This is a genomic window from Cupriavidus sp. SZY C1, from assembly GCF_032190535.1.
In the GTDB taxonomy this organism is placed as follows: Bacteria; Pseudomonadota; Gammaproteobacteria; order Burkholderiales; family Burkholderiaceae; genus Cupriavidus; species Cupriavidus pauculus_C.
Genome location: NZ_JAUANU010000017.1, coordinates 99,312 through 109,474 on the forward strand (window position 1 = coordinate 99,312; position 10,163 = coordinate 109,474).

General features: G+C 70.3%; 11 protein-coding genes. 7 read left to right on the top strand and 4 right to left on the bottom strand.

Annotated features, from left to right (window positions below; genetic code table 11):
* Positions 1-30: 30 nt before the first annotated feature.
* Positions 31-1,617, bottom strand: a complete 1,587-nt coding sequence (locus QTN24_RS22415) for a ShlB/FhaC/HecB family hemolysin secretion/activation protein (protein WP_313839919.1) — start codon at positions 1,615-1,617, stop codon at positions 31-33.
* Positions 1,618-1,652: 35 nt separating this feature from the next.
* The gene (locus QTN24_RS22420) at positions 1,653-2,552 is read right to left on the bottom strand and encodes a peptidylprolyl isomerase (RefSeq protein WP_313839921.1); all 900 of its coding nucleotides are present in this window, start codon (positions 2,550-2,552) and stop codon (positions 1,653-1,655) included.
* Here QTN24_RS22420 and QTN24_RS22425 point away from each other — a divergent pair.
* The 6 genes from QTN24_RS22425 to QTN24_RS22450 all read left to right on the top strand — a co-directional run bounded on the left by QTN24_RS22425 (position 2,544) and on the right by QTN24_RS22450 (position 6,654).
* Complete coding sequence (locus tag QTN24_RS22425) at positions 2,544-2,999, top strand: hypothetical protein (protein WP_313839923.1); 456 nt, start codon at positions 2,544-2,546, stop codon at positions 2,997-2,999. The two genes, QTN24_RS22420 and QTN24_RS22425, sit on opposite strands and share 9 nt — an antisense overlap.
* 430 nt (positions 3,000-3,429) lie before the next feature.
* A complete protein-coding gene (locus QTN24_RS22430) occupies positions 3,430-3,654 on the top strand; it encodes a hypothetical protein (protein WP_172966067.1) in 225 nt (74 codons plus the stop codon).
* A 258-nt stretch (positions 3,655-3,912) separates the two neighbouring features.
* Positions 3,913-5,121: a type II secretion system inner membrane protein GspF gene (gspF, locus tag QTN24_RS22435; protein WP_313839925.1), complete on the top strand. Its 1,209-nt coding sequence runs from the start codon at positions 3,913-3,915 to the stop codon at positions 5,119-5,121.
* A complete protein-coding gene (locus QTN24_RS22440) occupies positions 5,122-5,670 on the top strand; it encodes a GspH/FimT family pseudopilin (RefSeq protein WP_313839927.1) in 549 nt (182 codons plus the stop codon).
* Positions 5,657-6,025 (top strand): type II secretion system minor pseudopilin GspI, encoded by a 369-nt coding sequence (gene gspI, locus QTN24_RS22445; RefSeq protein WP_313839928.1) that lies wholly within the window; start codon positions 5,657-5,659, stop codon positions 6,023-6,025. Before QTN24_RS22440 ends, gspI begins: the two co-directional genes overlap by 14 nt.
* On the top strand, positions 6,022-6,654 hold the full coding sequence (locus tag QTN24_RS22450) for a prepilin-type N-terminal cleavage/methylation domain-containing protein (RefSeq protein ID WP_313839930.1): 633 nt from the start codon (positions 6,022-6,024) through the stop codon (positions 6,652-6,654). Before gspI ends, QTN24_RS22450 begins: the two co-directional genes overlap by 4 nt.
* Before the next feature lie 19 nt (positions 6,655-6,673).
* Here QTN24_RS22450 and gspK read toward each other — a convergent pair whose 3' ends face one another.
* The gene (gene gspK, locus QTN24_RS22455; RefSeq protein ID WP_313839932.1) at positions 6,674-7,657 is read right to left on the bottom strand and encodes a type II secretion system minor pseudopilin GspK; all 984 of its coding nucleotides are present in this window, start codon (positions 7,655-7,657) and stop codon (positions 6,674-6,676) included.
* The gene (locus QTN24_RS22460) at positions 7,633-8,382 is read right to left on the bottom strand and encodes a hypothetical protein (RefSeq protein WP_313839934.1); all 750 of its coding nucleotides are present in this window, start codon (positions 8,380-8,382) and stop codon (positions 7,633-7,635) included. The genes gspK and QTN24_RS22460 overlap by 25 nt, the downstream gene beginning before the upstream one ends.
* A gap of 444 nt (positions 8,383-8,826) precedes the next feature.
* Here QTN24_RS22460 and QTN24_RS22465 point away from each other — a divergent pair, with 444 nt between their 5' ends.
* Complete coding sequence (locus QTN24_RS22465) at positions 8,827-10,002, top strand: substrate-binding domain-containing protein (RefSeq protein ID WP_313839936.1); 1,176 nt, start codon at positions 8,827-8,829, stop codon at positions 10,000-10,002.
* The last annotated feature ends 161 nt before the right edge of the window (positions 10,003-10,163 follow it).

Below are 10,163 nucleotides of genomic sequence, written 5' to 3' on the forward strand. Positions count from 1 at the left end.
CAGGGCTCCGTCGCGCACCTTGCGGGCGCATCAGAAATTGGCGCGGACATTGAAATTGACGGTCAGGGAGCCGGCTTCGGTCCGTTGCGCGTCGCGCAGCGGCCAGCCGAAATCGAGCTTGCCGGTGACCGCGCGGTACATCCGGAAGCTGGTGCCAAAGCCCACGCCCAGCAGCGTGTAGCTGCGGCGCTGTTCGGGCAGCGGGTCTTTCAGGCGCAGCGTGGCGGCGTCCAGGAAGCCGTAGACGCGCCATTCGTCCACGCCGGCCCAGAGCCAGTCCGCGTACGACGGCGATCGCACCTCCAGCGAGCCCAGCACGCCGTTGTCGGACGTGGCCTCGGCCGAGTAATAGCCGCGCACGCTGGTGGCGCCGCCGGCCGCGAACTGCTCGCTCGATACCAGCGGCCCCGACGAGACCTGCGCCGCGCCGCGCGCGTAGAGCTGCGCGCCGCTGCCGAGCGTCTGCGTGTGCGAGCCGTCGGCCTTCAGGTACATGAAATCGGGCGACGCGCGGTAGCGCTTGGCGCCAAAGTCCTGCGCGCCGCTGCCGATGCCGGTGCCCATCACCGCGGACAGCGCCAGCGCGCTCTGCGAGCGCTCGCTGAAACGGTAGCCGTTGAACGACAGCGTCATCGGCACGTAGTGGATCGGCACGTCCGAGCTGCTGCCGCCCAGCGAGACCTTTTCCTTGAGGTCCTTGAAATCGAACCCCAGCCCGACGGAGCCGGTCCAGTCACCGGTCTGCGGCAGCGCGTAGTTGCCCTGCAGACCCACCGCGTAGCCGTTGCCGAGCACGCTGGTGCCGCCCACCGTCGCCACGTTGCTGTCCGACGTATAGCCGGTGGCCTGCACGCTGAACGGCGAGTTCCGGAACGGCGCCAGGTAGCTGAACGACCAGACCCGCGCCTCGCTGAGCGCCTGCGGGGCGCCAAAGAACGTGACCGACGCCTGGTGGCCGCGCTGCCAGAGGTTGTCGTGGCTCAGCGTGGCCGACGCCCGCAGCGCGTGGGTATCGACGCTGTGGTCGTTGTTCAGCGACACGCTGCCGCCGAGCGGGTTGTGGTCTTCCACCTTCAGTTCGACATCGACCGTCTGCGGCAGCGACCCCGGCCGCACCATCGGCACCACCTGCCGGTTGGGCGTGGTGTTCAGGCTCGTGAGCTGCTGCTGCGCGGCGTTGAAGTCCGGCACGCCGCCTTCGGCCAGCGACGGTACGGCGTCACGCACCATGGCGGGCGAGTAATGCTCCGCGCCCACCACGCGCAGCCGGCCCACGCGGGTTTCCACCACCTGCAACACCACCACGCCGCCGGTCACGCGCTGCTCGGGCAGTTCCACCACGACGGACTGGTAGCCGCGGTCCTGATAGCGCTTTTCCAGCGCGGCGCGCGCGGCCTGGACGTCGTCGACGGAACGGTCGGGGCCCAGGAACGGCTCGATCGACGTCTCGATCTCCACGGCATCGAGCACCGTGTTGCCGCGCACCACGTACTCGTTGACGTCGAAGCGGGCCGGCGCGGCCTGCGCGGCGGCGGCGCCGGCGTGCGCCAGCATGATCAGCAGCATCGCCGCACGCGACAGGCGCGAGCGCTCCCCGATCCCGTGTTGCCGGGACATTTCCATACCTGCCCTCTTTGTGGATGCGGGCGCTGTCAGCGCACGGCGGAAATCACGCTGTCCAGCGCGGCCTTGTCGATGGCGTTGGCGCCCTGCGCGCTGACCTGCTGCCGCAGGTACTGCTGGGCGGCGTCGGCCTCGTACTGCTGGCGCATGGTGGCGCGCAGCCGGTCGCGCACCTCGGCCAGCGGACGCAGGCCCGCCTCGCGCACCTCCAGCAGCTTCAGCACATGTAAGCCGTTGGGCGTGCGCACCGGATCGGACACCGCGCCCGGCTTCATGCCAGCCACCGCCGCGCGGATCTCGGGAATCATCTCGGCCTCGGATACCCAGCCGGTGTCGCCGCCGCTGGCGGCCGAGCGCGGCTCCTGCGAGCGGGCCCGCGCCAGCGCGGCAAAGTCGCCACCGCGCGCCTGCCGGGCCAGGTCGTCGGCATCCTTGCGCGCCTTGGTCACGGCCGCGTCGTCGCCGGTGGCCGCCACGAAGATCTGCGCGATGTGCCACGCCTTCGGCGCCGTGAATGCCGCCTTGTTGGCGTCGTAGGCGGCCTGCAGCTCAGCGTCGGACGGGTAGCCCTGCGGCGCCTGCGAGATCGATTCCAGATAGCTGCGCACCACCACCTGCTGGCCGGCGTCGCGCGCCATGGCGGCCACGTCAGGCTTCTTCGCCCAGCCCTTGGCCTCGGCTTCGGCCAGCACGGTCTTCTGCGCCAGGCGGCCCTGCACCAGCCGCTCCAGCAGTGCCTTGTCGGCGGCCAGGCGCTGGCGCGCGGGGGCGTCCAGGCCGCGCAGGAACGTTTCCAGCTCGTCCTGGGTCACAGTGGCACTGCCGCTGCGCGCCACCACCTTGTCGGCGCCCATCGCGGACGTTGCCAGCGCGGCACACAGCACGGCGGTGCCGGCGTGGAACGCCACGCCAACGCGAATATGTCTCAACTGCAGCTTGCGCATGGCAAGGAGCCTCCGGTAGCGTTCGCTCAACGACGGTCCTGGCCTTTACCACGGAGCACAGCGTTGAAAAAACTTCTGGGATTTGCAATGGCGGCGATTCTTGCGGCGCACGGTGACGTGGTTGTTGCGGAATCTGGGCAGATTGCCGACGCGCAACACGGCGCTGCGTGCGTCAGCGTCGAAGTCAATGGACAACGCGCGCCAGCGCTCGATTGCCTGAACGAGCGGCTGGCGCGCGGGGTGCAGGCGCAGCGCCCGCCCGACGGCGCGACGCCGGGCGAGCAGGCGGCCGGCCGCCCATCGAACCAGCTCGGCCTGTTCAACTATTCGGCCACGGCCAACCGCATGGGCAACACCTTCGGCACGTCGGCGCAGGCGCAGCGGCCACCCGAACGGGTGACGTTCATGCCCGCCGTGGGGCCCCGCCGATAACGTAACAACGCCCTCCCCTTCGTCGGTGGGGACTGGTGCCACGCAACGCCAGCGCCACCGGACGCCGCCGGCAATTGGGTAATGAAAATGGCAATGAATGTCCAGATCGTGTAACGATTCCGACACGGACCTCACATAGCATCGACTGCGACCTGGCCCCTTGCACGCACCGAGCGCTTTACCGGGAGGCAGTTTGATGAAGCGCTCACGTCTCGCAAGGCGTGCACGGCCAGGGAGCGCGAGGCAGTCCATTTTTCGCGTCTGAGCCGCCATTCCAACCATACGCAGCCAACGCGCCCGCACGCTTGCAGCGGACGCGCTTCGTCACGGCTAGCCAAGCGGCCATTCCATCTTCACGGACCCCCCTTGCCGCTCCTGCCGGTCAGCCCGGCAGTCGCCTGTTTCGTCGCAATAAAAGGGATAAATGCAAATGACGGAAAACCAATGGGTCATGAACGTGACGAAGTTCAGTTCTAACCCGTCGAGGGCCCTTGAGGCCGCGCAGGAACAGCCGGTACTGGTCATCCGGCACCAACGGCCGCACGCCTACCTGGTGTCGGCCGCATGGTGGCGGGAAGTGATGACGCTGCTGGCCGAAAGCAAGGCAAACCTGGCAGACCAGGGCACGCTGCCCGGCGACTTCGGCAGCAACTGAACGGCACGCCCCGCGCCGCCAATCCCCTGGCGGCCGTCCCCTCCCCGGCCCCGGCGGCCAACCCCCGGCACGGGGGGCAATGTCTCAGATTCCTGACATTTCTTTCGCACGCAAATGGAATATTTTGTGGCCCGGTGTTCGCGCCCGCGCCGTGCGTGATGGTTCGATGGCAAAACCTGCCCCTTTGCCGCCACGGTTGTGCCGCAGTGGGCCGATATGTTGGTGGGGTTAGCCGCCCCGACCAACCAGGAGCCCAGCGTGCCCGCATTCCGCTATGAAGCTGTCGATCTGGGGGGCAAGGTGCATCGCGGCGTGCTGGACGCCGAGGGCAGCAAGGCCGCGCGCGGCCAGTTGCGCACGCGGGGGCTGACGCCGCTCAAGGTGCTGCCGCTGGCCACGGCGGCCGGGCAGCAGATGACCCTGTTCTCGCCCCGGCTCGGCGCGCAGGAGCAGGCCCTCTTCACGCGCCAGCTGTCGAGCCTGCTGACGGCCGGGCTGCCGCTCAACGAGGCGCTGGCCGCGCTGGCCGACCAGGCCGAACGCAGCTACATGCGGCAGCTGTTGAGCGCCATCCGGGCCGACGTGGTGGGCGGCCAGTCGCTGTCCAGCGCGTTGCAGCAGCATCCGCGCGACTTCCCGGACATCTACCGCGCGCTGGTGTCCGCCGGCGAGCACAGCGGCAAGCTGCACCTGGTGCTGACCCGGCTGGCCGACTACGTGGAAAGCCGCAACGCGCTCACGCAGAAGATCAAGCTCGCCTTCACGTACCCGGCCGTGGTCACCGTGGTGGCGTTCGGCATCGTCGTGTTCCTGCTGACCTACGTGGTCCCGCAGGTGGTGGGCGTGTTCACCACCACCAGGCAGAAGCTGCCGCTGATCACCGAAATCATGCTGGCCTGCAGCGATTTCGCGCGCGAATGGGGCTGGGCCGCCGCGCTGGGCGTGGTGGCGATGGGTTGGACCGTGCGGCGCTTCCTGGCGCAGCCCGGGCCGCGCCATCGCTGGCACGTCTGGCTGTTGACCGCCCCGCTGCTGGGCAAGCTCGTGAGCGGCTACAACACCGCGCGCTTTGCCAGCACGCTGGCCATCCTGACCAGCGCCGGCGTGCCGATCCTGCGCGCGCTGCAGGCCGCCGGCGAGACGTTGAACAACGTCGCGCTGCGCGCCACGGTCGAAGACGCCATCTCGCGCGTGCGCGAAGGCACGTCGCTGGCCCGCGCGCTGGCGGTGACCAACCGGTTCCCGCCCGTGCTGATCCACCTGATCCGTTCCGGCGAGGCCACCGGCAATCTGCCCGACATGCTGGAGCGCGCCGCGCAGGGCGAAGCCAGCCAGCTTGAGCGGCGCACCATGTTCATCACCGGCCTGCTGGAACCCGCGCTGATCCTGGGCATGGGGCTGATGGTGCTGATGATCGTACTGGCCGTGCTGATGCCGATCCTCGAAATCAACCAGATGGTGCGCTAGATGGGCCGCCTGCGTAACGCCCGGACGTGGACGGCCAGCCCGGCGGGCGCGGCCACGATGCCGACGTCGGCCACCGGGAAAAACCGCGCCCGGCGCCCGCGCGGGTTCACGCTGCTGGAACTGCTGGTGGTCATCGTGATCGTCGGCGTGGTCAGCGGCATGGTGGCCGTCAACGCCCAGCCCAGTCCCGGCCAGCTACTGGCGCAGCAAGCGCAGCGGCTGATCTGGCTGATGCAGGGCGCGCACGACGAGGCCCGGCTGCGCGGCGCGCCGATTGCCTGGGAAGCCGATGCGCGGTCGTGGCGGTTCCTGATCCGCGACGGCTCGCGCTGGCTGCCGCTGCGCGACGACACGCTCGTGCCCGGTTCCTGGGGCACGCCGCTGGCCGCGCTGCAGGTGTCGCAGCCCGGTGCGCCGGTGCAGAGCGGCGGCGCCCGCATCCTGTTCGGGCGCGAGGCCGTGGAGCCGACGCTCGACATCCTGCTGCAACGCGACGGCGCGACGGTGCGCATCGTCACCCTCGCGCCGGGCCGCTATGCCGTGCAATGACCGCGCCGGCTTCACGATGATCGAGGTGCTGGTGGCGCTGGTGATCGTCGCCGTGGCGCTGGGCGCCTGCATGCGCGCCGCCGGCATGATGGCCGACAGCAGCGACGCGCTGCGCGCCCGCACCGTGGCCGGCTGGAGCGCCGCGAACCGCCTGGCCGAGCTGCGCCTGGCCGCCGCGCCGCCCGCGCCGGGCACGCGCCGTTTCGGCTGCGACCAGGGCCCGGTGGCGCTCGACTGCGAGGAAAGCGTGATGGCCACCAGCGACCCGCGCCTGCTGCTGGTGACCGTAGCCGTCTACCGGTCAGGGGACGCCGGCACGCGGCTGGCGCAGCTTGCCCAGGTACTGCCCCGATGAAGCCGCGCGGATTCACGTTGATCGAAATGGTGATCGCCGTGGCGCTGCTGGCCATCGTGGCGCTGATGTCCTATCGCGCGCTGACCGGCATCATCCGCGGCCAGCAGGGTGTGGTCGATACGATGACCGACCTGCGCGAGGCCGACCGCCTGTTCGACCAGCTCGCCATCGACCTGGCCGACGCGGTGCCCGACGCCGACCTCGGCGCCCACGCCATCGCCTTCGACGCCACGCAACTCCGCATCGTGCGCCGCGCGGACGGCAGCGACGATGGCGAGGGTCCGCCGCGCTGGCAGGCCGTGCGCTACCGCAGCGCCGAAGGCGTGCTCTGGCGCGAACTGTCGCCGCCGCTGGCCAGCCGTGCCGAGGCACGCGCCGCCCTGTCGGCCGCGCCGGTCGAGCGGCAGGCGCTGGTCGGCCGCGCCGCCGGCATGCAGGTGCGCGGCTGGCTGTCCGATGGCGTGCGGCGCGGCTGGGCCGCCACCGATGGCGAGCGCAAGCCCCCGGCCGCCCCGCCCGGCACCGCACCCACGCAGCCGCGCAACGCCGTGGGCGGCATCGAGGTCGTCGTCCTGGCGGGCGCGCCGCCGAGCGCCTACCGGCGCGTCATCGCGGCGGCGCAGCGCTAGGCCGGTGCCGGGGCGAGCGTCATGGCGCCGCGTCGTCCGGCTCGCGCACCCAGAGCACGCGCGTGCGCACGGCCACGCCGATGCCGCTGCGGTACAGCAGCGCCTGCACGCGGCGCACGGCGCGCCCGCTGCGTACCGTTCCATGCACGATGAAGTAGTGGCTGCCCGCGTCCAGCATCAGGCCCTGGAGTTCGCCGCCCGCCGGCGTCATCGCCGCCGCCCGCAGCGACAGGTCGCTCACGCCGCGCCAGTAGGCACGATCGCGATCGGCAATCAGCGTGCTGGCCTGCGACACCGTCAGCCCCGGCACGAACGCCGCCAGCAGTTCCGGCCCGGCCGTGTTGATGTTCAGCGACGTCGGCTCGGGCAGCGCCACGACGAACGGCGCCAGCCGGGCCACCGCCTGCGGCGTATAGCCCCGCACGGCGCGCAGGTCCGCGGCGCGCAGCAGCGGCAGCGGGCCGTCGGGACGCAGTGTGCGCAGGATGTAGTCCGCCGTCGGCGCCGCCAGGCTGGTGTCGAGCGACAGCGACGCCAGCAACCGCCGATACGCCTGCACGCCCACGGGGCTCACGCCGGGCGGCTCGGTCAGGCTGGCGGCCGTGACCAGCGTCATCAGGTTGAAGCGCCCCTGCGCATCCTCGATCTCGGCGCCTACCTCGATGTCCCCGGCGCCGGACAGCGTCGCATGCGATGCCGCCGCCGCGCCGATCCACGCCGCCAGCGGCGCCGGCGGGCGTGGCTCGGCCCAGCGCTGGCGCAGATGATCGATCGACGACTGCGTGCCGCTTTCCTGCACGACGGCCACCGCCCACGCCGTGATCGCGTCCTGCATGGCCTCGCCCTGCGCCCGCAGCCGGCGCGATTCCACGGCGCGCGTGGACGTCTGCTGCTGCACGAACATCGTCGTCACCAGCGTCACGCACAGCGCCACCACCAGCAGCGCCGTGACCACGGCCGCACCGCGCTGGCGCGGCATCACGATCCCCGTCCGGACAGCCACGCCCAGCACGCCTCGACATCGGCGGCCGGCATCCCGGGGCGCGGCCCGGCCAGGAAGCCCAGGTCCAGCGCTACCTCCTCCAGGTGGAACATGTGGTGCTGCGACGGCACCGTTGCCAGGCGCGGCCGGGCGTAGTACGCCTTGTAGAAGCGCGGCGCGGGGTCGCGCAGCGCCTGCACGTCCGCCACGCTGCCGGCCGATCCGTCGAACCAGAACCGCACGGAGCTGCCGCCATGCCGCGTGCCGCGTTCGCCGGGCAGGAAGCCCGCCATCGCCAGTTGCAGGTACGGCACCAGCGCCGGGTGCAGCCCGGCCTGGCGCCAGAGCCCGCCGTGCGTGGCCAGTTCGGCCAGCGACAGGAAGCGCTCGACCGGCATCGATGGCAGCAGGTCGTCACGCCGCATCCGCTGCAGATGCCATTCCCAGCGCGACACATAGGCGTGGCGCTGGGCCACCGACACGTGGACGTCCGGCGACGGGTCGATCCGCAGCCCGTCGGGCAGGTCGCCGTGCCGCACCAGCGGGCACGGCAGGCGGCAGTTCGCGCCATGGCTGAAGCGCGGGCGAATGCGGGTACTGAGCGCGCCGATCAGCAACAGCGCGCGGTGGCACAGCGGGCAGCGCGGCTGCGGGGCCTCCCCCTGCAGGGCCCGGGCGCCGTACTCGTCGAGATAGGCCTGGACCGAGATCATGCGCGCGTCTACCGGATGCAATGCGAGTTTCATGGGCGTGTGCCTGTCGAAACGTCGATGGGCCACAGCCGCTCCCCTGAGACGAAGCCGGAATGCAGTTGTTGTGCTCGCGGGCGTCGTGGCCGGCGATGTGTGCCACGTTACAAAGCAGGATTTGCGCGGCCGTGACCGAATCTGCGAATATCGCGAAACACATCCGCCCCGCTCCGGTCATACAGGGGCCGCGCCCCCCGCATCCGGCGCACCCCGCCTTCGTCCGCCGTCCGCCTCATGCTCCGCAGGGCCGGCCGGCGCGCGTCAACATAACGAAATGGCATGAGCCAGTTTCGTCATCTCTTCACAGTGCCATCCGTGGGCTTTCATCGCTGTTGCCAAGAATGCCGTCTGCGGGCATGACGCCACAGCAGCGTCACCCGCGGCTTCACCAGTCATGCATGTCATCCATTCCATGCTTTCCACCCAACAGGGAGTTGCACTGTGAAACTGAAGCACGCACTGATCCAGGCCGCTTGCGCGGCCGCCGCTTTCTCGGCGACCGCCGTCATGGCCCAGACCGTCGTCGGTGGTGGCGCCACGCTGCCCGAATTCCTGTACAAGCAGGAAATCCAGCAGTTCCCGGCCGATTACTCGTACGCCTCCACGGGTAGCGGCGCCGGCAAGACGGCCCTGCTGACGAACAACCCGGCCGCCTTCAACACCGCCACCGGCCGCAACGACACCGTCGTGCACTTCGCCGGCAGCGACTCGGTGCTGTCGTCGACCGAAATCAGCAACTTCAACACCGCCGCCGCCGGCCCGCTGGTGCAAATGCCGTCCGTGGCCACGGCCGTCGGCATTCCGTTCAAGAACGGCCTGGCGAACCTGACGCTGAGCACCGACCAGCTTTGCGGCATCTTCTCGGGCAAGATCAACGACTGGAACGCCATCAACGCAGGCTTCCCGGCCGGCACGGCCATCAAGGTCGTGTATCGCGGCGACAGCAGCGGCACGACGGAAATCCTGACGCGCCATCTGGCTGCGGTCTGCACCACGGGCACCTCGGGCAACTCCAACGTGGCCTTCACGGCCGGCACCACGTTCGCCAACAACTTCCCGGGCGGCGTGCCGAGCAACTTCTCGGCCGCCACGGGCAGCGGCGGCGTGCGCGACGCCGTGGATTCGCTGGGCAACGCCATCGGCTACCTGAGCCCGGACTACATCAATGCCACCCTGGCCCCTTCGTCGACGGTTGCGACCAAGAATCTGCCGGCTGCGCGTCTGACCAACAAGAACAACGGCGTGTCGTACACCCCGACCGCCGCCAACACCACGGCTGGCCTGTCGACGGCCACGCTGGGCGCGAACCTGGCCCTGCCGGCAAGCTGGGCGCCGACCGTGGCGAACCCCGCCTCGGGCTACCCGATCGTGGGTTTCACGTTCCTCGACCACGTTCAGTGCTACGCCGATGCGAACGTCCGGAGCAAGATCCTGGCGTTCCTGGATGCGCACACGAACTACACGACGGCTCAGGTCAATCGCATCAACGGCAACGGCTTCGCGCCGCTGCCGACCGCGATTGTCGACGCCATCCGTGGCAACCTGCTGGCCAACAACAACTCGCTGAACCTGAACATCGGCAACGCCACCGCCTGCGCTGGCAAGGCTGGTCGCTGATGGTCTGACGGGAGGCGCCTCCGCACGGGGGCGCCTGCCAACGGCAAGAACCCCGCGCGCCGCGAGGCGTGGCGGGGTTTTTTATCGTCTGCATCAGGACCGGAATCGCGGCCGGAAGGCGGGTCTTTCGCCCCACCCCCGCCCCACCCCCGCCCTCCCCC